This window comes from Sphingopyxis sp. 550B (assembly GCF_057401805.1).
This window is the reverse complement of the sequence record NZ_CM171610.1, coordinates 3480742-3500419: the sequence shown is the minus strand read 5'-3', so window position 1 is coordinate 3500419 and position 19678 is coordinate 3480742. Positions and strand designations below refer to the sequence as shown.

Sequence of the window (19678 nt, the reverse complement as noted above, 5' to 3'; positions counted from 1 at the left end):
TGCGCCGCGTTCATCGCACCGATAAGAAGCGGCGCGCATAGAGCATTCTCTAGTCAGATGGAATCACCTGACGACTCGGAGAATGCGGAAAACAGTGAAGAAACTAAGGCTTGTGGGGATTCAGAGTCTATCGCCGCGATATTGTATGAAGCCGTGTTCCCCCGCGAAGGCGGGGGTCCATCTTCGGCCGGTTCCATCTCGAAACCACCGCAGATGGGTCCCCGCCTTCGCGGGGACACACGATAAAGGACAGTCGCAAGATGAACCCCCACACGCCTTAGAGCACTGAACGATTCAATCTAATCGTTCAGTGCTCTAGGGCGCGAGATTGTCCGTCCCGCCGCACCCGTTTGGAAAGCTCGATCATCATGACCCCCATTTCGCCTTCGCTCCGTAAGACAATGACGATGCTCTGCGGGGCGGCGGCCTTGACGATGGTGGCTGGCTGCGCCGGCGACAACGAGATCGACGTGTCGGCCGGCGTCGGCATCACCGCGACGCGCTCGACATGTCCGGCGGTGGCAGTGCCGCTCCATACCGGCGACATCACCCTGTTCGACCCGGCGACCAGCCGCGACGCCAGCGCGATCGACGTCGTCGCCGCGATCACCAATCTCGCGCCGCAGTGCAACGAGGGCGGCGAGAAGGTGTTCCAGCTCGCGTCGTTCGACGTCGTCGCGACGCGCCGCGACGCGGGGGCGGAACGCACGGTGACGCTCCCCTATTTCGCGACCGTCGTGCAGGGCGGCACCGCGATCGTCGCCAAGCGGCTGGGCCAGGTCAGCGTGACCTTCCCCGCCGGTCAGACGCGCGCGGTCGGCCACGGCCAGGCGTCGGCCTATGTCGACCGGGCCGCCGCGACGCTGCCCGCCGACATTCAGGAACGCATCACCCGCAAGCGCAAGGCGGGCGATCAGGACGCCGCGATCGATCCGCTCAGCCAGCCCGAGGTGCGCGCCGCCGTCCAGCGTTCGAGCTTCGAACTGCTCGTCGGCTTCCAGCTCACGCAGGACCAGCTCGAATACAACGTCCGACGATAGGGCGCGCGCCGCCGCCGCGGCGCCGTTCGCCGGCCTTCCGCGCCCCCGCCCGCGCCAGCGCCCCGGTCCGGGCGACGCGGGGCTTTTCGCGCCCGCCAAGCTGCGGTAGGGCGCGCTCCATTCCGTCCGACCCAAGATAGGCCCGATGCCGTGACCCTGTTCAGCCGTTTTTCCGACCATATCAACGCCGCGCTCGATGCGCTCGTCGCGCAGGGCGCGCTGCCCGCCGGGCTCGACCGCGGTGCGATCAGCGTCGAACCGCCGCGCGATCCGTCGCACGGCGACGTCGCGACCAACGCGGCGATGGTGCTCGCCAAGCCGGCCGGGACCAACCCGCGCGCGCTCGCCGAACAACTCGTGCAGCAACTGGGCGCGCTCGATGAGGTGGTCGAGGCGAGCGTCGCCGGTCCCGGCTTCATCAACCTGCGCCTCGCCGACGAAAGCTGGCGCGCCGAACTGGCGCTGGTCCACGCGCAGCGCGAAGATTACGGGCGGTCGGCGGTCGGCGCGGGGCGCCGCGTCAACGTCGAATATGTCTCGGCGAATCCCACCGGCCCGATGCACGTCGGCCATTGCCGCGGTGCGGTCGTCGGCGACGCGCTCGCCGCGCTGCTCGAATATGTCGGGCATCGGGTCACGCGCGAATATTATGTCAACGACGCCGGCGCGCAGGTCGACGTGCTCGCGCGCTCGGCGCACCTGCGCTACCGCGAAGCGCTTGGCGAGGCGATCGGGGCGATCCCCGAAGGGCTCTATCCCGGCGACTATCTGAAGCCGGTCGGCGAAAGCCTCGCCGCCGAATATGGCGACCGCTTCGTGACGGCGCCCGAAAGCGAATGGCTGGTGCCGTTCCGCAAGGTCGCCGTGGCGGCGATGATGGACATGATCCGCGCCGACCTCGCCAAGCTGGGCATCCATCACGACCTTTTCGCGTCGGAGGCCGAATTGCAGGCCGCGGGCAAGCCCGCCGCGGCCGAGGCGTGGCTGCGCGAGCATGATCTCGTCTACGATGGCCTGCTCGAAGCCCCGAAGGGCGAGACGCCTGATGATTGGGAAGCGGTCGAACTGCCGCTGTTCCGCTCGACGCGTTTCGGCGACGATCAGGACCGGCCGATCCGGAAATCGGACGGAAGCTGGACCTATTTCGGCGCCGACCTCGCCTATCATTACCAGAAGGCGCAGAATGCCGACGAACTGATCGACATCTGGGGCGCCGACCATGCCGGAACGGTCAAGCGCATCAAGGCCGCGGTCGCGGCGCTGACCGGCGGCAAGACGCGCTTCGACGTCAAGCTCGTCCAGATGGTCCGCCTGCTCAAGAATGGCGAGCCGTTCAAGATGTCGAAGCGCGCGGGCAATTTCGTGACGCTCGCCGACATCGTCGACGAGGTCGGCAAGGACGCGGTGCGCTTCACCATGCTGACGCGCAAGGCCGACGCGCAGATGGATTTCGATTTTGCCAAGGTGGTCGAGGCGTCGCGCGACAATCCGGTCTTCTATGTCCAATATGCGCATGCGCGGATCGCGTCGCTCAAGCGCAAGCTCGCGGAGGCGGGGATCGCCCCCGCGGCGCCGAACCCGGCGCGGCTCGACGATCATGAACTCGGCCTCGTCAAGCTGCTCGCGCAATTCCCGCGCATCGTCGAATCGGCCGCGGCGGCGCGCGAGCCCCACCGCATCGCCTTTTATCTGGGGGAGGTCGCCGCCGCCTTCCACGCGTGGTGGAACATGGGCAACGACCGGCCCGAGGCGCGTATCATATTGACGCAGGACGCCGAACTGACCGCGACGCGGCTTTATTTGGCCGACGGAATCGGGCAGGTTATCCGCAACGGGCTGCACCTGATGGGGGTCGAGGCGCTCGAGGAGATGCTGTGATGGCCGAAGAGACGGACGCTGGGCTGGGTCTGGAGGGCGAAGATCGCCTGCCCTGGCTGGAGGCTGCGGAGGATTTCGAGGATGACGGCGAAGTGTCGCCGGTGCGCCTGCTCGTCATGGTGCTCGGCGGGCTGCTGCTGATCGGCGCCGTGCTCGGCGGCCTGTGGTGGATCCAGAACGGCGGCGCGCGCGGCAAGGGCGAACTGATCGCTGCGCAGGACGGCGATTACAAGGTCGTGCCGAGCAACGATGCCGCCCGGACCTTCGAGGGCGAAGGCGACGCCAGCTTCGCCGCGAGCGAGGGCGCCGAGCCCGCGGGCCGCGTCGATCCCAGCCGCATGCCCGAAGAACCCGCGGTGACTCCCGCCGAACGCGAAGCGGCGGCCAGGGCGGCCGCCGCAAAGACCAGCGCCGACAAGGCGACGGCCGCGAAGGCGGAGGCGGCGCGCATCGCGGCCGCCGACAAGGGCAAGCCGAAGCCCGCCGCCATGTCGGTCAAGACCGCCGAAGACACGGCGAAAGAGGCGCCTGCGCCCGGCGGCACGACGATGGTCCAGCTCGGCGCCTTCAGCAGCGAGGCGGCGGCGACCAAGGCGTGGACGAACCTGTCGAAGCGTTTCGCCTATCTCGCGGAGCTCAATCGCTCGGTCTCGCCGGCGAAGGTCGGCGACAGCACCGTCTATCGCCTGCGCGTTTCGGCGGGAACGGCGGCCAATGCGGCCGGCCTGTGCGGAAAATTGCGCGTTGCCGGCGAAAATTGCGTCATCGTCCGCTGAATCGACCCGCCCCGCCGCACGCGGCATTGGTTCGGCGGCGCGGCTATGGCATGATGCTCGATCTGGTTGCCGCATGAGGGGGCGCCGACCGATGGAGGTTGACGCACGATGATACCCGCCATTTTCGGCCTGTCGGGCCTGACCCTGACCGAAGACGAGCGCGCCTTCTTCCGCGACAGCCAGCCCGCGGGCTACATCCTGTTCGGACGCAATATCGCGAATCGCGACCAGCTGCGGCGCCTCACCGACGATCTGCGCAGCCTCGACGGCCGCGACCCGCTGCCGATCCTGATCGATCAGGAGGGCGGGCGCGTCGCGCGCATGAAGGCGCCCGAATGGCCCGATTTCCCCAGCGGCGCGGCCTTCGACGCGCTGTACGAGCGCGCGCCGGCGAGCGCGATCGAGGCGGCGCGGCTCAATGCGATGGCGCTCGCGGTGATGCTGGCGGAGGTCGGCATCACGGTCGACTGCCTGCCGCTGCTCGACGTGCGCCAGCCGGGCGCGAGCGACGTCATCGGCGACCGCGCGCTGGGCAGCGAGCCGATGCGCGTCGCCGCGCTCGGCCGCGCGATCCTCGGCGGATTGCAGGCGGGCGGCGTGCTCGGCGTCGTCAAGCATATCCCCGGCCACGGCCGCGCCCGGTTCGATTCGCACGAGGCGCTTTCGGTCGTCACCGCGTCCGATCACGATCTCCAGACCGATCTCGCGCCCTTCGCGGCGCTGCGCGATGCCGCGATGGCGATGACCTGCCACGTCGTCTTCGACGCCTGGGACGCCGATCGGCCCGCGACGCTGTCGCCTTTCGTCATCGACCATGTGATCCGCCAGCGTATCGGTTTCCACGGCCTGCTGATGACCGACGACCTCGACATGAAGGCCTTGTCGGGCGGCGTGCCGCAGCGCGCGGCGGCGGCGATCGCGGCGGGGTGCGACATCGCGCTCAACTGCTGGGCGAAGATGGACGACATGGTCGGCATCGCGCACGCGCTCGATCCGATGGGCCCGGCGTCGCTCGCGCGGCTCGAAGGTGCGATGGACCGGATCGCCGGCGCGCACGACCCGCGCGCGTTCGACCTGCTCGTCGACCAGCGCGACGCGCTGCTCGCGGTGGCCTGAGGCGCCGGTGGACGAACTGCCGCTCGCCTATGACGTCGTGCCGGCGGCAACGGAGCGCGAGGATGCGCTCCAGCTTTCGCTCGACAGCTGGGAAGGGCCGCTCGACCTGTTGCTGACGCTGGCGCGCAGCCAGAAGGTCGATCTGCGGCAGATCTCGATCCTCGCGCTGGTCGAGCAATATCTCGCCTTCATCGCCGAGATGCGCGCGCTGAAGCTGGAGGTCGCGGCCGATTATCTGGTGATGGCGGCGTGGCTCGCCTATCTCAAGTCGGCGCTGCTGCTGCCGAAGGACCCGGCGGAGGACCCGTCGCCCGACGAACTGGCGCTGCGCCTGCAATTGCGGCTCCAGCGGCTCGCGGCGATGCGCGAGGCGGCGGCGCGGCTGCTCGCGCGCGACCGCGTCGGCCGCGACGTCTTTCTGCGCCCGCATCCGGAGGGGCTGCACGACGTCCGCAAGCGGCGCTGGGACGCCAGCCTCTACGACCTGCTCGCGGCCTACGGCCAGGTGAAGCTGCGGACCGAGCCGGTCGTGCACATGGTCGCGCGCCGGCCGGTGGTGACGCTCGACGCGGCGCTCCAGCATCTCGAACGCATGATCGGCGTCCGGCTCGACTGGGCCGAACTGTCCGATTTCCTGCCGGCCGATTATGACGGACCCCTGCGCCGCTCGGCGATCGCGTCGAGCTTCCTCGCCGCGCTCGAACTGGCGCGGCAGGGGCGCATCGACCTGCGGCAGGACGGCGCGTTCGAACCGCTCTATCTGAAGGCAGCAGACGCATGATCGACGACCTCGAACGCGCGATAGAAGCGATGCTGTTCGCCAGCGACGAGGCGCTCGACGCGCGGCAGGTCGCGGCGCGCCTCGGCGGCGAGACGACGCCCGGCGCGGTGCGCGCGATCGTCGCGGCGATCGCGGAGCGCCACGCCGGCAGCGGCATCGAACTGGTCGAGCGCGGCGGCCACTGGCATTTCCAGACCCCGGCCGACCTCGCCCACCTGCTCCGCCGCGAACGCGACGACCCGCGCAAGCTGTCGCGCGCCGCGGCCGAGGTCCTCGCGATCGTCGCCTATCACGAGCCGGTCAGCCGCGCGGAGATCGAGGCGATCCGCGGCGTCCAGACGTCGAAAGGCACGCTCGACGTGCTGATGGAGGCCGAATGGATCGCCCCCGCGGGGCGGCGCGAAGTGCCCGGCCGGCCGCTGATCTACAGGACCACCGACGCCTTCCTCCAGCATTTCGGGCTGGCGAGCCGGAAGGACCTGCCGGGGATCGAGGATTTGCGCGCCGCGGGCCTGCTCGACCCCGTCGACCTCGCTTTCGAAGCGGCGATGGACGAGCTGGACCTAGTCAAAGACGGCGAAGATGCCTAGATGAGGCACCTCAAGGAGACGATAGATGGGTAGCTTCAGCATCTGGCACTGGCTGGTGGTCGGGATTCTCGTCCTGCTGCTGTTCGGCAAGGGCCGTTTTTCCGACATGATGGGCGATGTTGCCAAGGGCATAAAGAGCTTCAAGAAGGGCATGGCCGACGACGACGAGGCGCGCCCCGCGCCGCGGCAGATCGACGGACAGCGGTCGCCCGACGCGACGCCGACCCCGACAGCCGAAACCGAAAACCGCTGACCCCGGCCGTTACCACCGGCGCGGGATTGGGTTGAGCCATGTTTGACGTTGCACCGACCGAGTTGCTGCTCGTCGTGGTGGTGGCCTTGGTCGTCATCGGCCCGAAGGACCTGCCCAAGGCGATGCGCTTCGTCGGCAAGTGGGTCGGCAAGGCGCGCGGCATGGCGCGCCATTTTCGCGCCGGGCTCGACACGATGATGCGCGAGGCCGAGCTCGAGGAACTCGAAAAGCAGTGGCGCGCGCAGAATGAAGCGATCATGCGCGAATTTCCGAATATCGACGGCGTCGACGCGCCGACGATGCTGCCGGCGACGACGCTGCCTCCGGAGGCGAAGGGCGACGACGCGGGCGCCCGACCCGATAGCCCCGGACCCGATAGCCCCGCTCCCGAAAATCCCGATCACGCCGCGGCAACCACAAAGCCCGAAACGCCGCGCGAAACGCACGAAGTGCCGCCGCCGGGCGGACCGCTGCCATGACCGTCGAGACCCCCGTGACCGCCGATGATGAGGATGGTGCCGGCGGCAAGATGCCGCTGCTCGACCATCTGATCGAATTGCGTTCGCGCCTGCTCAAATCCCTGGTGGCGATTGCGCTCGCTTTCGGGGTGTGCCTCTATTTCGCGCGCCCGATCTTCGGCGTCCTCGTCCATCCGCTCGTCGCGGCGGGGCAGGGCAAGCTGATCTATACCCAGCTTTTCGAGGCCTTCTTCGTCGAGATCAAGGTCGCGCTGTTCGCGGCGATGATGATCGCCTTCCCGGTGATCGCCAACCAGCTCTGGAAATTCGTCGCACCCGGCCTCTACCGCAAGGAAAAGCGCGCGCTGCTGCCCTTTCTGTTCGCGACCCCGGTGCTGTTCGCGGTCGGCGCCTGCTTCGCCTATTTCATCACCGTGCCGATCGCGCTCAAATTCCTGCTCGGCTATCAGGGAGAGATCGGCGGCGTGATGCAGGAGGCGCTGCCATCGGTCGGCAATTACCTCAGCTTCATCATGCAGTTCATCATGGCGTTCGGCATCGCTTTCCTGCTGCCGATCCTGCTGATGCTGCTCGAACGGTCGGGGCTGGTGACGCGCGAGCAACTCGTCTCGGCGCGCCGCTACATGATCGTCGCGGCGTTCGCGGTCGCGGCGGTCTTCACGCCGCCCGACATATTGAGCCAGCTGCTGCTCGCGGTGCCGCTGGTCTTTCTCTACGAACTGTCGCTGTTCGCGATCTGGTTCACCCAGCGCCGACGCAAGACAGGCGCCGAAACGGCGCCTGTCGAACCTCTCGAAGAGGCATAGGGGGTAAGCTTCCCGCCGATCAGTGGATGGCGTCGCTGCCGGCCTGGCCGACCGACTCGATGTCGCGGCCGACCCCTTTCACCGTATTGCAGGCAGCGACCAGAAAGCTGGCAAGCAGGGTAAGAAGGATAGCACGGTTACGCGTCGTCATTTTCCACCTCTACGGGTCTTGATGCAAAATGGCCCGGCACGCTTCGAGGGGGAGGGAATGCGGGCCGGGCCAATGTTGCTGAGCAGCGCTGCGGGGGCGTTGACCGCTGCTCGAAAGGGAAACCCGTGAATGGGGCGGGAGTTCCCGAAAAAAGTTCCGGGATGAAAATTTTTCCGGAAATCCCGGAATCGCGCCGTTTCGCCGCGTGGATTCGGGATGCCGATGTCAGAGGGTGGTGAGCCCGCTTGCCACCGCGAGCCCCAGGAATGCCAGAAACCCCATCGAATCCGTGGTCATGGTGACGAAGATCGAACTGGCGACCGCCGGGTCCTGATCGAGCCGGTCGAGCAGCAGCGGGATTGCGACCCCGGCGACCCCGGCGACGAAGATGTTGACGATCATCGCCGCGGCGATCACCCCGCCGAGCCCCGGATTGGCGAACCATAATGCCGTGGCGGTCCCGGCGATCAGCGCGATCGTCCCGCCGTTGAGCAGCGCGATCTTGATTTCGCGGAACACCGCGCGCCAGCTGTTCGAATCGGTGAGCTGGTTCATCGCCAGCGCGCGGACGGTGACGGCCAGCGTCTGCGTGCCCGCATTGCCGCCGACCCCGGCGACGATCGGCATCAGCGCTGCGAGCGCGACCATATGTTCGATCGCGCCGCCGAACATCCCGACGATGCTCGATGCGACGAGCGCGGTGCCCAGATTGGCGATCAGCCAGCGCACGCGCGCGCTGTAGGTTTCGCGGATCGGCTCGTTGATGTCGCCGTCGCCGGCGCCCGACAGCCGCAATATGTCCTCGCCCGCTTCTTCCTGGATGATGTGGACGACGTCGTCGACGGTGATCACGCCGACCAGGCGGCCCGCGCGGTCGACGACTGCGGCCGAAATCAGCGCATATTTCTGGAAGCGCAGCGCGACTTCTTCCTGATCCATGTCGACCGGAATCAGCGTCTGCTCGCGCTTCATCACGTCGCCGATCGCGATGTCGCGCGGGGTGCGCATGATCCAGCTGAGCTGACAGGTGCCGACCGGGCGATGCATCGGGTCGACGACGAAGATTTCCCAGAAATCGGTCGGCAGTTCGCGATCCTCGCGCAGCCGGTCGATGACGTCGCCGACGGTGACATGCTCGGCCACCGCGACGAACTCGCGCTGCATCAGGCGCCCGGCGCTCTCCTCGGGATAGGATAGCGCCTCTTCGATCGCGGCCCGGTCCTCGGGCTCCATCGCGTCGAGGACCGCCTGCTGTTCCTCTTCCTCCAGATCCTCGATGATCGCGACCGCGTCGTCGGTGTCGAGTTCGGACGCGATCTCGGCGACCTGTTCGGGCGCGAGCAGGTCGATCAGCCCCTCGCGCACATGCTCGTTCATCTCGGCGAGCACGTCGGGGGACAGCATGTCGCCGAGGACGCGGGCGAGCGACGGCCGATCCTCGTCCGATACTAGCTCGAACAGGTCGGCGATGTCGGCGGGGTGCAGGCGGCCGATGCGCTCGCGCGCCGCCTCGTCCTCGCCCGCCTCGACCAGGTCGATGACGTCGCGAACGAATTCGGGCCTCAGCCGGTCGTCCTCGTCGAGCTCGGTCTCGGCTTCGCGCGGCGCGGGATCGCGATCATGCTCGCGGTCGTCGATGGTCGCGGTCGGGGCGTCATGGGGGGGCAGGGATTCTTCGCGTTTGTCCATCGCGGTCCTCCCTGTTGCTTGCGGGCGCTCGTCGCCGGCGGGCCGAGCCTCCCCCTAGTCCGCGAACCGGGTAATGGCAACGCCGCGCACGCGCTGCGGCGGGTCCGGACCGCAATTAATGCGTGGCATCGCGACCGCTGCCCGCTATGGCGCTGGCAAACCACTCACAGGAGCCTCCCTATGTCCGAACAGACCCTTACCCTGTCGCTGTCGACCGGCGATGTCGTCATCCGCCTGCGCCCCGACCTCGCCCCCCAGCATGTCGAGCGCATCACGACGCTCGCGAAGGACGGCTTCTACGACGGCGTCGTCTTTCACCGCGTGATCCCCGGTTTCATGGCGCAGGGCGGCGATCCGACCGGCACCGGCATGGGTGGCAGCCCGCTTCCCGACCTGCCGGCCGAATTCAACGCCGAACCGCACGTGCGCGGCGTCTGCTCGATGGCGCGCGCGCAGAATCCGAACAGCGCGAACAGCCAGTTCTTCATCTGTTTCGAGGACGCCCGTTTCCTCGACAACCAGTACACCGTCTGGGGCGAGGTGATCGAGGGCATGGAGAATGTCGACGCCCTGCCCAAGGGTGAACCGCCGCGCGAGCCGGGCAAGATCGTCAAGGCGACGGTGGCCTGAATCGGCGTCCGCTCCCTCCCGCCTGCGGGAGGGAGCCGTGTCCGAAAGATGCAACATCGAGTTGATTTGCCCCGCCCAGCCACTATCGCGGGGGCCATGACCGATTTCACGCTTCCCGGCTTCGACCTCGACGCCTTCGTCCGCGCCACGCTTGCCGAGGATCTCGGCAGCGGTGGCGACATAACCTCGCAGGCGGTGATCCCCGCCGACGCGCGTTTCGATGGCGTGATGAACAGCCGCGACGCGATCGCCGTCGCCGGCCTGCCGATCGCCGAACGCTTCTTCCGCGCTCTCGATCCGGCGATGACGATCGAGATACTGGTGGAGGAGGGCGCACAGGTGGCGCCGGGGACGCCGCTCATGCGCCTGTCGGGCAATGCGCGCGCGATGCTCACCGCAGAGCGTTCGGCGCTGAACAGCGTCCAGCATCTGTCGGGAATCGCGACGATGACGCGCCATTATGTCGATGCGCTCGCCGGGACGGGCGCGGTGCTGCTCGATACGCGCAAGACGATTCCCGGCCTGCGCATCCTCGAAAAATATGCGACGCGCATGGGCGGCGCGACCAATCACCGCATGGGATTGTGGGACGCCGCGATGATCAAGGACAATCATGTCGCGGTCGCCGGGTCGGTCGAGGAAGCGGTGCGCCGTGCCGTCGCGGCCGGGATTGCGACCATCATCGTCGAGGTCGACCGCGTCGATCAGGTCGCCCCCGCGCTCGAAGCGGGCGCGACGCATCTGCTGCTCGACAACATGGCCCCCGACCAGCTTCGCGAGGCCGTCGCCATCGTCGCGGGGCGCGTCCCGACCGAAGCGTCGGGCGGCGTGACGCTCGACACCATCGGCGCGATCGGCGCGACCGGCGTCACCTATGTCTCGGTCGGCCGGCTGACCCAGTCGGCGCCCGCCGCCGATATCGGGCTCGACTTTGCGCTGGCCTAGCGCCGTCGCGCTGGCCCTGGCGCTGTTCCCTGCCGTCGCCCAGGCCCGGGCGCCCGCCTGCACGCTTCCCGATCGCATCCCCGTTCCACGCGTGGAAAAGCCGCCGCGCGGCGAGCCGGTGCGCACGCCGAAGATCGGCGGCTATCTGCTCGCCATGAGCTGGTCGCCGCAGCATTGCGCGCGCGTCCGCGATCCGAAGGGCGCGCGCGACCGCTTCCAATGTTCGGGCGAGGGCGGCCGCTTCGGCTGGGTGCTGCACGGCCTGTGGCCCGAAGCCGACGGGCCCGCCTATCCGCAATGGTGCCGTCCGGCGAAGGTCGTGCCCGCGCCGGTGCTGCGCCGCCATCTGTGCATGACGCCGTCGGCGCAGCTCCTCCAGCACGAATGGGCCAAGCACGGCACCTGCATGAGCCCGCACCCCGCCGCCTATTTCCGCGCCGCCGAGATATTGTTCGGCGCGGTGCGCTTTCCCGACATGGCGGCGCTCGCCGCAACGCCACAAACCGCGCAAACCATCCGCCAATCCTTCGCCACCGCCAACAAGGGCATTGCCGCGCCGATGGTCGCGGTGGCGGTCGATCGCGACGGCTGGCTCGACGAGGTGCGCCTGTGCCTTGGGCCGCGCATGCGCCCGCAGCGATGCAAGCCGTTTCAGGCGGGGGCCGACGACCGCCGCCCGGTACGAATCCGCCCGCCGCGTTGAGGCGGCAGCGTCCCGTCGCGGGACAGCGCGCGCGTTAACGCTCTTTTAACCTTACCGGGCCGTTAGGGATTTCCTAGCGTCGCGGCATGGATCGAATCGACTCCGGCCAACGCATCGATATCCGCGGCCGCGTGCGTGCGCACTGCGTGCGTCAGGTGGCGATCGTTCGGCTGGCCGCGCCGAGTGACTGGCAGGGCGAATTGCGCGCCGCGCTGGCCGCGCAGCGCCGGCCGCGCTCGATGTTCGATAGCGGAAGCGATCTGCGGCTGTTTCTTGAGAGCTTTGCGATCTTCTTCACCGCGACGATGATGTTCCTGCTTTAGTCGCAGGCCTTGTGGAGCCGCCAGGCAAGGAAGGCGGAGACGAGGCACATCGCCGCGACCATCAGCAACGTGTCGTCGATGGTGAGGCCGATCCCGATCAGTACGCTTAGCAGCAGCGTCGCGGCGACCATGAAGCCGGAGTTTACGATGTTGTTTGCGGCGATCGTCCTCGCGGTCTGCGACTTGGCGACCGTCGTGGTCAGGAAGGCGTAGAGCGGCACGACGAACATCCCGCCCGCGATCGCGATGCCCAGCAGGTCGAAAATGATGCGGTCGCCTGCCGACAGCGACAGGAACTCGCGCCAGTCCATCAGGCTGCCGTCGCGGTGCGGCCAGCCCTTCACCGACCACCAGAGGTCGAGCACGAACAGCCCCATCACGATCACCGACCCCGGCGAATAGCGGGCCGACACGCGCCCCTTGAGCAGGCGGTTGACGACGATCGAGCCGATCGCGACCCCGACCGAGAAGATGGCGGTGAACATCGTCGCGACGGTCTTGTCGGCCGCGAGCGCATTCTTGACCAGCGGCGGGAACTGCGCGGCGAGAATCGCGCCAATGGCCCAGAAGAAGCTGATCGACACGATGGCGAGAAACAGCCGCGGGATATGCATCGTCGTACTGACGATCTGCCACGACGACCGCAGGACATTGTGATCAATCACCAAATCCCGCGCTTCGGCTTCGGGCGGGGCCGACGGCACGAAGCTGGCGGTGATGCGGCCGATCACCGCAACCGCGACGATACCGGGAATGGCGATGTGCGGCGGCGTCAGCCCGCCGACGATGGTGCCGCCGAGGATCGCGATATAGGTGCCCGCCTCGACCCAGCCGGTCCCCGCCAGCACCTCGTCCGCTTCCAGATGCTGGGGCAGGATCGCATATTTGATCGGGCCGAAGAAGGTCGAGTGCATCCCCATCGAGAAGAGCGCGAGCAGCATCAGCGGGACATTGTGCAGCCAGATGCCGCACGCGCCGATGACCATGATCAGGATTTCGGCGCTCTTGATGATGCGGATCATCCGGGTCTTGTCGGTGCTGTCGGCAAGCTGGCCGGCGAGCGCCGAAAAGAGGAAGAAGGGCAGGATGAACAGCCCGCCCGCCAGCGCGTTGAACCACGCCTCGGTCTCCGGGTCCTTGTAGATGGTGAAGGTGACGAGGATCACCATCGCCATCTTGTAGAAATTGTCGTTGAAGGCGTTCAGGAACTGGGTGGCGAACAGGGGCAGGAACCGGCGTTGCTTCATCAGCGCAAGGGAACCGGTCATGCGAAGCCCACTCTTGTTATTCGAACGCGCGACGAACGCTGCCGCCGCGGGCAATTCGGTTGTCGCTCGGGGGACTTATCGGCTAGGGCAGATGGGGTCAAAGCCCATTTTGGAACAGTCGCGCTTTGCGGGCGGGAATCAGGAACCATGCTCAGCCTTCCGAACCTTCTGACATTGTCGCGGATCCTGGCGGTGCCGATCCTCTTGTTCCTGCTGTGGCCCGGCGCGCACGAGGCCGCGCGCCACCAGCCGCTGCCGATCGACTATGCCTTCGCCTTCGGCCTCTATTGCCTGATGGGCATCACCGATTATTTTGACGGTTATGTGGCGCGGGCGCGCGGCACCGTGTCGCGGCTCGGCATCTTCCTCGATCCGATCGCCGACAAGATCATGATCGCGGCGGTGATCCTGCTGCTCGTCTTCACCCGCGACATACAAGGGTGGCACGTCATCGCGGCGCTGGTCATCCTGCTGCGCGAGATCATCGTGTCGGGGCTGCGCGAATTCCTCGCGACCCTGCAGGTGTCGATGCCGGTGACGCGGCTCGCCAAATGGAAGACGGCCTTTCAGCTAATCGCTTTCGGTGCGCTGATCCTCGCGGGCGCGCTGCCCGCGATGGCGTGGATCAAGACGGTCGGTCTCGCCTCGCTATGGGGCGCCGCGGTGCTGACGCTGGTCACCGGCTGGGATTATCTGCGCGTCGGCCTCAAGCACATGGATTGACCAAAGCTGCGCGGCGATCAGTTCGCGCGGTGCTTGCGAAAAATGTCGGCGAGCATGCGGAATTCGTCCGCGCGCGGGCTGCCCTTGCGCCAGACCAGCGCGATCGTGCGCCAATCGTGATCCGACGCGAGCGGTCGGGTGTCGATCCCGGTATGGTCTAGGATACCCGCCTCGATCGCCATCTGCGGCAGCATGGTGATGCCGAGGCCGTTGTCGACCATCTGCACCAGCGTGTGGAGCGAGGTGCCCATCATCCGCGCGCCGGCGCGCAGTTCGGGCCGGTTGCACGCGGCAAGCGCGTGATCCTTCAGGCAATGCCCGTCCTCGAGCATCAGCATCTGCGCGGGGTCGAGTTGATCGGCGGTGACGACCGCAGGCAGGTCCTCGGCCTGGTCGCCAGGGAAGGCGACGAACAGCGCGTCGTCGAACAGTGCCTCGCTCTCGACGTCGCCGCAGGCGTATGGCAGCGCCAGCAGCACGCAATCGACCTGTCCGTGATGCAGCGACTCGCAGGCCTGCGCGCTCGGCTCCTCGCGCAGAAAGAGTTTGAGGGCCGGGCGTTCCTTGCGCAACCGGGGCAGCAGCCCCGGCAGCAGGAAGGGCGCGATCGTCGGGATGACGCTCATGCGAAGCTCGCCGACCAGCGGCGCGGCCGCCGCCGCCGCCATGTCGGCCAGTTCCTCGGCCTCGCGCAGCACGCGGTGCGCCTTGTCGACGATGCGGTCGCCGAGCGAGGTGAAGCGGACAACGCGGCGCGTCCGTTCGACGAGCGTCTGGCCGAGCAGTGTCTCCAACTCGCGAACGCCCGCCGACAGCGTCGACTGGGTGACGTTGCAGGCGTCGGCGGCGCGGCCGAAATGCCCATGCTGGTGGAGTGCGACCAGATATTGCATCTGCTTCAGGGACGGGAGGTAGTTCTGCATTGATCGGATATAGCAATGATGTCGTCGATTTTGAACAATCCGCCCGATTGATATTTGCCGCCGACAGGATTGATCATGGTCCCCTTTCGGACAGGTCATCGTTCCCCGGCGAAAGCCGGGGTCCAACCGGCATGGCGCTGCCCCGCGTGGACCCCGGCTTTCGCCGGGGAACGGGTCCTGCCATGTTTCAAGGATATATAGGCCGATAGGACCGCGTTTGTTGCCGCTGCTTGCCGCGCCATGTTAGCACGCGACGGTGAGGAGGGAGGCCATGGCGATGTCCAGATTTCTGATCGGCGGCGTGGCGAGCGCGCTGCTGCTGACCGGCGGATTGTTCGTGTGGAAGGGGTATAGCCAGATCGCCGAGGAAGAGGTGCTGCCGGCGCCCCCGCCGGCCTTGCCGGCCATTCCCGTTGCGGGCGCGGGAGCACCCAAGCGCGGCCCGGCGCCGCCGGCATTGCCCGCCGCGAAGGCGAAGTCGCGCGAGGAGCGGCGCTTCAATCGCTACGATCGCGACCGCAACGAACGGATCAGCCGGATCGAGATGATGGCGACGCGCACCGCCGCTTTCCGCAAGCTCGACAAGAATGGCGATAATCTGCTGACCTTCGAGGAATGGGCGGCGGCGACGAGCGACCGTTTCGCCAAGGCCGACGCCGACAAATCGGGCGACCTGACCCGCGCCGAGTTCGCCACGACGGCGCCGAAACCGGCGGCCAAGCCCAAGTGCAGTTGCTGAGCGGCGGGATGAGGTTGAGTGTCTGGTTGCGACCGGAAGCTGCCGTCCATCTCCCCTCCCGCAAGCGGGAGGGGTCGGGGGTGGGCAGCAACGGCGCAAAGGCCCACCCCGCTGTGACTAACGAACAAGTTCGTAAGTCTCGCTGCCCCTCCGCAAGCGGGAGGGGAAACCAGGGCATGTCTAACGACCGCTTCCCACCCCGAAACTGCCGCAACGATCCCTAGGCGACCACGCCGTCTGCCAGCTTCATCCATCCGGCCAGCGCCTCGCCTGCGCGCTGGGTATAGCCGAGTTTGCGGTCCTTCTTGCGCACCTCGTCGGCGAGCGGCGGGAAAAGGCCGAAATTGACGTTCATCGGCTGATAGCTCGCGGCGTCGGCGCCGCCGGTGATATGGCCGAGCAGCGCGCCGAGCGCGGTTTCGGGCGGCGGCGGGGGCAGGTGGCGGCCCGCCAGTTCGGCGGCGGCGAAACGTGCGGCGACCAGACCGATCGCCGCGCTTTCGACATAGCCTTCGCAGCCGGTGATCTGTCCCGCGAACCGGATATGCGGCGCCGACTTGAGGCGAAGCTGCGGGTCGAGCAGTTCGGGCGAGCGGATGAAGCTGTTGCGGTGCAGCCCGCCGAGCCGCGCGAACTCGGCCTTTTCGAGCCCGGGAATAGTGCGGAACAGTTCGACCTGCGCGCCATGCTTGAGCTTGGTCTGAAAGCCGACCATGTTCCACAGCGTTCCGAGCGCATTGTCCTGGCGAAGCTGGACGACCGCATAGGGCCAGCGCCCGGTGCGCGGATTATCGAGTCCGACCCCCTTCATCGGGCCGAAGCGCAGCGTGTCGGGGCCGCGTTCCGCCATCACCTCGATCGGCATGCAGCCTTCGAAATAGGGCGTGTCGGTCTCCCAATCCTTGAACTCGGTCTTTTCGCCGTCGATCAGTCCTTGGACGAAGGCGTAATATTGGTCCCGGTCCATCGGGCAGTTGATATAGTCCTTGCCGTCGCCGATCGGCCCGACCTTGTCCCAGCGGCTCGCCATCCACGCGACATCCATGTCGATGCTGTCGCGATAGACGATCGGCGCGATCGCGTCGAAGAAGGCGAGCGAATCCTTGCCCGTTGCCGTCCCGATGCTGTCTGCGAGGCCTGCGGCGGTGAGCGGACCGGTGGCGACGATCGTCAGGCCCTCGGTGGGCAGCGCGTCGATGCGTTCGCGCACGACGGTTATGTTGGGATGTTCGGCGAGCGCGCGGGTGACGCCGCCCGAAAACAGGTCGCGGTCGACCGCGAGCGCCGAGCCCGCGGGAACTTTCGTCGCGTCGGCCTCGCGCATGATGAGCGAGCCGAGCGCGCGCATCTCGCGGTGCAGCAGGCCGACGGCGTTGCTGTCGCCATCGTCGCTGCGGAAACTGTTCGAACAGACCATCTCGGCGAGCGCGTCGCCTTGATGCGCGGGCGTCGTGTCGCCCCCGTCGGGCAGACCGGCGCCGCGCATTTCGGACAGGCGGACGCGGAACCCCGCTTCGGCGAGCTGCCAGGCGGCTTCGGAGCCTGCAAGACCGCCGCCGATGATGTGAATGTCGTGGGTCGCCATATTCTATCCGTTGACTTGAGCGGGGTCTGCCGCGCAGGAGATCGGGGATGGAGCCGATCAATGACGCGATGCTCTAGGCGGTAGACAACGAGATGCAAAGGGGCGGACGATGGGCGGAGAACAGAGCTGGGATCGCGCGCGCTGGCTGTGGATCCTCGCGCTGATCGGCGGGATCAGCTTTTTCATCGCGGTGTATCAGCGCTGGGACGGTCCGGCGATCTGGGCGTGGAAGGCGACCGGGGTCGGTTTCCTTGCGCTGTGGGCGGCCGCCAATGCGCGCGGTACGAACGGCTGGCTGATCGCGGCCGCGCTCGGTTTCGGGGCGCTCGGCGACTGGATGCTCGATGCGATCGGCATGTTCGTCGGTGCGGCGGCCTTCGCGGCGGGGCATGGAATAGCGATCATCCTTTATCTTCGCAATCGGCGGCGGGGCCCGTCGCGGTCGCAGACGCTGCTGGCCGCGCTGGTGGTGCCGCTGGCGCTGCTCATCGCCTGGGGCCTGACGCGCGCCGCGCCCGCGGACCTGATGGGGGCGGCGCTTGCCTATACCGCGATCGTCGCGGCGATGGCGGCCTGCGCATGGATCAGCCGCTTCCCGCGCTATCGCACCGGGATCGGCGCGATGCTTTTCCTGGCGAGCGATCTCTTCATCTTCGCGGGCGAGGGCGGCGCGCTGCCGAAGGGGGTCACGCTGTGGCTCGTCTGGCCGTTCTATTTCGCCGGACAGGCGTTGATCGCGTGGGGCGTCGTGAAGACGCTGTCGAGCGAAGCACGGGCGGGATGACGGCCAACGGATAAGGCTCGCAATCCGTCCTTGCGGCCCCTTTGACCGTCAGGCGGGCGGGGCGGCCTCGTTCATTAGCAGCGCCTCGATATCGGGAGTCGGGCGGTCGGTCATCTCCTTGACATGCTCGCCGACGATGCGCGCGGCGACCTCCTTGTGCCAGAGCGGCCGCAGTACCCCCATGGTGCGCGCCGGGGCCACGACGACGAGCGCGTCCAATTCGCCCGCCAGCGCCATCGCGTTGATCCTTTCGGTAAGATCGCGCGCGAAGCGGTCCTCTTCCTGCTGGTGGAAATCGGGTTCGCCCATCGTGCCGCCGGGCAGGCCGGTTCCGGCCGGGGCGGGCGACTGGCCGGCAGGCGCGGTCTTGATGTCGCTGTCCTTGCGATCCTCGCGCTCGCGGTGCGTTTCGGTGCGCAGGTCGATCCGCTGCTCGTCGCCATGGTTGCGCAGGATCAGCGCCTTGCGGCCGTCGGCGACGAGAACGAGGGTGTTATGGGCAATCGTCATGATGGCTTCCTTCCTGCCGGACCAACGCCTTGCCTGTCGATCTGGTTTCCCTATCCGTCCCACGCCGCGATCGTCGTGCGGTGAAGCAACCGGTCGTGGCCGTCGTAACCGCCGGTTGCGCGGTGCAGGACCGAGCGGTTATCCCACATCAGCAGCATGTCGGGTTCCCAGACATGGCTGTAGCGGAACTCCTCGCGCCCCTGCCATTGCAGCAATTCGTAGAGCAGGGGCTGCGCCTCGGCATCGTCCATCCCCTCGACGCCGATGATATAGCCCGCGCAGCCGAACAGGCCTTCGCGGCCGGTTTCAGGGTGCGCGCGGATGAAGGGGTGACGCTGTGTCGCCATCGCTTCCTCGCCCGAGCGGATGTCCATGCTGCGCCCGGCGTCGCGCGCGCCATACATGCCCGAGGGGGCGTAGCCGCCGCGCGCGCTGTGGATCGCATTGCGACCCTCGATGCGCCGGCGCAGGCCATCGGGCATGGCGTCGAGCGCGGCATGCTGGTTGGAAAATTCGGTGCTGCCGCCGACCGGCGGGATGGTGATGCCGAACAGGCAGGTGCCCGCGGGCGGCCGCGCCTGGAAACTCCAGTCGCTGTGCCAGTTTTCGGCGAACAGCGGCGCGGTCTCGTCGGCGCGGCGTTTCACCGCGATGATGTGCGCACGGCCGGGGATCGGCTTGATGAAGGGATCGTCGCCGAAGCCGCCGAAGGAAGCGGTGAATCGTTCGAGATCGTCATCGCTCACCTTCTGGTCGGGGAAGGCGAGGACATGATGATCGAGCCATGCGGCGCGGATTTCGGCGACGGTAGCGGGCGCGAGCGGCTGCGTCAGGTCCACGCCCGTCACGCGCGCGCCGCACGCCTGACCGCTGGGGGTGATGGTGAGCGTCATGGCGGGATGCTGCGCCAATCGGGGCGTGGGGTCAATCGAGTGCATCCGGCCCGAGGCGGACATTCCCGCCGCCGTCACCCTGAAGCTGTTTCA

General features: G+C 67.5%; 23 protein-coding genes. 16 read left to right on the top strand and 7 right to left on the bottom strand.

The window, feature by feature from the left end:
- Positions 1 to 401: 401 nt before the first annotated feature.
- From AC2S9W_RS16245 to tatC, 9 genes are all read left to right on the top strand, one after another.
- The gene (locus AC2S9W_RS16245; RefSeq protein WP_486571258.1) at positions 402 to 1040 is read left to right on the top strand and encodes a hypothetical protein; all 639 of its coding nucleotides are present in this window, start codon (positions 402 to 404) and stop codon (positions 1038 to 1040) included.
- Positions 1041 to 1190: 150 nt separating this feature from the next.
- On the top strand, positions 1191 to 2918 hold the full coding sequence (gene argS, locus AC2S9W_RS16240) for an arginine--tRNA ligase (protein ID WP_337180705.1): 1728 nt from the start codon (positions 1191 to 1193) through the stop codon (positions 2916 to 2918).
- On the top strand, positions 2918 to 3694 hold the full coding sequence (locus AC2S9W_RS16235; RefSeq protein WP_067106508.1) for an SPOR domain-containing protein: 777 nt from the start codon (positions 2918 to 2920) through the stop codon (positions 3692 to 3694). The genes argS and AC2S9W_RS16235 overlap by 1 nt, the downstream gene beginning before the upstream one ends.
- Before the next feature lie 108 nt (positions 3695 to 3802).
- A complete protein-coding gene (gene nagZ / locus AC2S9W_RS16230; protein WP_076074937.1) occupies positions 3803 to 4810 on the top strand; it encodes a beta-N-acetylhexosaminidase in 1008 nt (335 codons plus the stop codon).
- Between the two features lie 7 nt (positions 4811 to 4817).
- The gene (locus AC2S9W_RS16225; protein WP_076077751.1) at positions 4818 to 5591 is read left to right on the top strand and encodes a segregation and condensation protein A; all 774 of its coding nucleotides are present in this window, start codon (positions 4818 to 4820) and stop codon (positions 5589 to 5591) included.
- Entirely contained in the window at positions 5588 to 6181 is a 594-nt protein-coding gene (scpB, locus tag AC2S9W_RS16220) for an SMC-Scp complex subunit ScpB (RefSeq protein WP_067106503.1), read from the top strand. Before AC2S9W_RS16225 ends, scpB begins: the two co-directional genes overlap by 4 nt.
- 25 nt (positions 6182 to 6206) lie before the next feature.
- Positions 6207 to 6434, top strand: a complete 228-nt coding sequence (locus AC2S9W_RS16215) for a twin-arginine translocase TatA/TatE family subunit (protein WP_067106498.1) — start codon at positions 6207 to 6209, stop codon at positions 6432 to 6434.
- A 38-nt stretch (positions 6435 to 6472) separates the two neighbouring features.
- Positions 6473 to 6913 carry a Sec-independent protein translocase protein TatB gene (tatB, locus tag AC2S9W_RS16210; RefSeq protein ID WP_104959728.1) on the top strand — a complete coding sequence of 147 codons (441 nt, stop codon included), beginning with the start codon at positions 6473 to 6475 and terminating at the stop codon, positions 6911 to 6913.
- Positions 6910 to 7719 carry a twin-arginine translocase subunit TatC gene (gene tatC / locus AC2S9W_RS16205; RefSeq protein WP_076074942.1) on the top strand — a complete coding sequence of 270 codons (810 nt, stop codon included), beginning with the start codon at positions 6910 to 6912 and terminating at the stop codon, positions 7717 to 7719. Before tatB ends, tatC begins: the two co-directional genes overlap by 4 nt.
- 19 nt (positions 7720 to 7738) lie before the next feature.
- Here the strand turns inward: tatC and AC2S9W_RS16200 are convergent, their stop codons facing one another.
- Both AC2S9W_RS16200 and mgtE read right to left on the bottom strand, forming a co-directional pair.
- Positions 7739 to 7870 (bottom strand): entericidin A/B family lipoprotein, encoded by a 132-nt coding sequence (locus AC2S9W_RS16200; RefSeq protein ID WP_076074945.1) that lies wholly within the window; start codon positions 7868 to 7870, stop codon positions 7739 to 7741.
- 225 nt (positions 7871 to 8095) lie between these two features.
- A complete protein-coding gene (gene mgtE / locus AC2S9W_RS16195; RefSeq protein ID WP_082796976.1) occupies positions 8096 to 9559 on the bottom strand; it encodes a magnesium transporter in 1464 nt (487 codons plus the stop codon).
- Positions 9560 to 9739: 180 nt separating this feature from the next.
- Between mgtE and AC2S9W_RS16190 the strand changes: the two genes are divergently transcribed.
- The 4 genes from AC2S9W_RS16190 to AC2S9W_RS16175 all read left to right on the top strand — a co-directional run bounded on the left by AC2S9W_RS16190 (position 9740) and on the right by AC2S9W_RS16175 (position 12160).
- Entirely contained in the window at positions 9740 to 10189 is a 450-nt protein-coding gene (locus tag AC2S9W_RS16190) for a peptidylprolyl isomerase (RefSeq protein ID WP_076074947.1), read from the top strand.
- A 96-nt stretch (positions 10190 to 10285) separates the two neighbouring features.
- Complete coding sequence (gene nadC / locus AC2S9W_RS16185) at positions 10286 to 11134, top strand: carboxylating nicotinate-nucleotide diphosphorylase (protein WP_076074950.1); 849 nt, start codon at positions 10286 to 10288, stop codon at positions 11132 to 11134.
- 91 nt (positions 11135 to 11225) lie between these two features.
- On the top strand, positions 11226 to 11837 hold the full coding sequence (locus AC2S9W_RS16180) for a ribonuclease T2 family protein (protein ID WP_243469499.1): 612 nt from the start codon (positions 11226 to 11228) through the stop codon (positions 11835 to 11837).
- Positions 11838 to 11923: 86 nt separating this feature from the next.
- Complete coding sequence (locus tag AC2S9W_RS16175) at positions 11924 to 12160, top strand: hypothetical protein (protein WP_234002656.1); 237 nt, start codon at positions 11924 to 11926, stop codon at positions 12158 to 12160.
- On the opposite strand, the gene AC2S9W_RS16170 is transcribed toward AC2S9W_RS16175, so the two are convergent.
- Positions 12157 to 13428: an MFS transporter gene (locus AC2S9W_RS16170; RefSeq protein WP_067106488.1), complete on the bottom strand. Its 1272-nt coding sequence runs from the start codon at positions 13426 to 13428 to the stop codon at positions 12157 to 12159. The two genes, AC2S9W_RS16175 and AC2S9W_RS16170, sit on opposite strands and share 4 nt — an antisense overlap.
- A gap of 147 nt (positions 13429 to 13575) precedes the next feature.
- On the opposite strand from AC2S9W_RS16170, the gene pgsA reads away from it, so the two are divergent.
- On the top strand, positions 13576 to 14151 hold the full coding sequence (gene pgsA / locus AC2S9W_RS16165; protein ID WP_104959727.1) for a CDP-diacylglycerol--glycerol-3-phosphate 3-phosphatidyltransferase: 576 nt from the start codon (positions 13576 to 13578) through the stop codon (positions 14149 to 14151).
- Positions 14152 to 14168: 17 nt separating this feature from the next.
- Here the strand turns inward: pgsA and AC2S9W_RS16160 are convergent, their stop codons facing one another.
- Complete coding sequence (locus AC2S9W_RS16160; RefSeq protein WP_067106484.1) at positions 14169 to 15074, bottom strand: hydrogen peroxide-inducible genes activator; 906 nt, start codon at positions 15072 to 15074, stop codon at positions 14169 to 14171.
- 277 nt (positions 15075 to 15351) lie between these two features.
- Here AC2S9W_RS16160 and AC2S9W_RS16155 point away from each other — a divergent pair, with 277 nt between their 5' ends.
- Positions 15352 to 15813, top strand: coding sequence for an EF-hand domain-containing protein (locus AC2S9W_RS16155; protein ID WP_076074957.1), 462 nt, complete (start codon positions 15352 to 15354; stop codon positions 15811 to 15813).
- Positions 15814 to 16033: 220 nt separating this feature from the next.
- On the opposite strand, the gene trmFO is transcribed toward AC2S9W_RS16155, so the two are convergent.
- On the bottom strand, positions 16034 to 17398 hold the full coding sequence (gene trmFO, locus AC2S9W_RS16150; protein ID WP_486571257.1) for a methylenetetrahydrofolate--tRNA-(uracil(54)-C(5))-methyltransferase (FADH(2)-oxidizing) TrmFO: 1365 nt from the start codon (positions 17396 to 17398) through the stop codon (positions 16034 to 16036).
- A 109-nt stretch (positions 17399 to 17507) separates the two neighbouring features.
- Here trmFO and AC2S9W_RS16145 point away from each other — a divergent pair, with 109 nt between their 5' ends.
- The gene (locus AC2S9W_RS16145; RefSeq protein WP_486571256.1) at positions 17508 to 18182 is read left to right on the top strand and encodes a lysoplasmalogenase family protein; all 675 of its coding nucleotides are present in this window, start codon (positions 17508 to 17510) and stop codon (positions 18180 to 18182) included.
- A gap of 48 nt (positions 18183 to 18230) precedes the next feature.
- On the opposite strand, the gene AC2S9W_RS16140 is transcribed toward AC2S9W_RS16145, so the two are convergent.
- On the bottom strand, positions 18231 to 18692 hold the full coding sequence (locus AC2S9W_RS16140; protein WP_076074963.1) for a host attachment family protein: 462 nt from the start codon (positions 18690 to 18692) through the stop codon (positions 18231 to 18233).
- A 50-nt stretch (positions 18693 to 18742) separates the two neighbouring features.
- The gene (locus tag AC2S9W_RS16135) at positions 18743 to 19585 is read right to left on the bottom strand and encodes a TauD/TfdA dioxygenase family protein (protein ID WP_486571255.1); all 843 of its coding nucleotides are present in this window, start codon (positions 19583 to 19585) and stop codon (positions 18743 to 18745) included.
- Positions 19586 to 19678 lie beyond the last annotated feature (93 nt).

Bases quoted from the DNA above. Each gene is read 5' to 3' on its own strand.
- AC2S9W_RS16245 (WP_486571258.1), top strand. From the start codon at position 402: ATGACGATGCTCTGCGGGGCGGCGGCCTTGACGATGGTGGCTGGCTGC.
- AC2S9W_RS16235 (WP_067106508.1), top strand. From the start codon at position 2,918: ATGGCCGAAGAGACGGACGCTGGGCTGGGTCTGGAGGGCGAAGATCGC.
- nagZ (WP_076074937.1), top strand. From the start codon at position 3,803: ATGATACCCGCCATTTTCGGCCTGTCGGGCCTGACCCTGACCGAAGAC.
- scpB (WP_067106503.1), top strand. From the start codon at position 5,588: ATGATCGACGACCTCGAACGCGCGATAGAAGCGATGCTGTTCGCCAGC.
- AC2S9W_RS16215 (WP_067106498.1), top strand. From the start codon at position 6,207: ATGGGTAGCTTCAGCATCTGGCACTGGCTGGTGGTCGGGATTCTCGTC.
- tatB (WP_104959728.1), top strand. From the start codon at position 6,473: ATGTTTGACGTTGCACCGACCGAGTTGCTGCTCGTCGTGGTGGTGGCC.
- tatC (WP_076074942.1), top strand. From the start codon at position 6,910: ATGACCGTCGAGACCCCCGTGACCGCCGATGATGAGGATGGTGCCGGC.
- AC2S9W_RS16200 (WP_076074945.1), bottom strand. From the start codon at position 7,870: ATGACGACGCGTAACCGTGCTATCCTTCTTACCCTGCTTGCCAGCTTT.
- mgtE (WP_082796976.1), bottom strand. From the start codon at position 9,559: ATGGACAAACGCGAAGAATCCCTGCCCCCCCATGACGCCCCGACCGCG.
- AC2S9W_RS16190 (WP_076074947.1), top strand. From the start codon at position 9,740: ATGTCCGAACAGACCCTTACCCTGTCGCTGTCGACCGGCGATGTCGTC.
- nadC (WP_076074950.1), top strand. From the start codon at position 10,286: ATGACCGATTTCACGCTTCCCGGCTTCGACCTCGACGCCTTCGTCCGC.
- AC2S9W_RS16175 (WP_234002656.1), top strand. From the start codon at position 11,924: ATGGATCGAATCGACTCCGGCCAACGCATCGATATCCGCGGCCGCGTG.
- AC2S9W_RS16170 (WP_067106488.1), bottom strand. From the start codon at position 13,428: ATGACCGGTTCCCTTGCGCTGATGAAGCAACGCCGGTTCCTGCCCCTG.
- pgsA (WP_104959727.1), top strand. From the start codon at position 13,576: ATGCTCAGCCTTCCGAACCTTCTGACATTGTCGCGGATCCTGGCGGTG.
- AC2S9W_RS16160 (WP_067106484.1), bottom strand. From the start codon at position 15,074: ATGCAGAACTACCTCCCGTCCCTGAAGCAGATGCAATATCTGGTCGCA.
- AC2S9W_RS16155 (WP_076074957.1), top strand. From the start codon at position 15,352: ATGTCCAGATTTCTGATCGGCGGCGTGGCGAGCGCGCTGCTGCTGACC.
- trmFO (WP_486571257.1), bottom strand. From the start codon at position 17,398: ATGGCGACCCACGACATTCACATCATCGGCGGCGGTCTTGCAGGCTCC.
- AC2S9W_RS16145 (WP_486571256.1), top strand. From the start codon at position 17,508: ATGGGCGGAGAACAGAGCTGGGATCGCGCGCGCTGGCTGTGGATCCTC.
- AC2S9W_RS16140 (WP_076074963.1), bottom strand. From the start codon at position 18,692: ATGACGATTGCCCATAACACCCTCGTTCTCGTCGCCGACGGCCGCAAG.
- AC2S9W_RS16135 (WP_486571255.1), bottom strand. From the start codon at position 19,585: ATGACGCTCACCATCACCCCCAGCGGTCAGGCGTGCGGCGCGCGCGTG.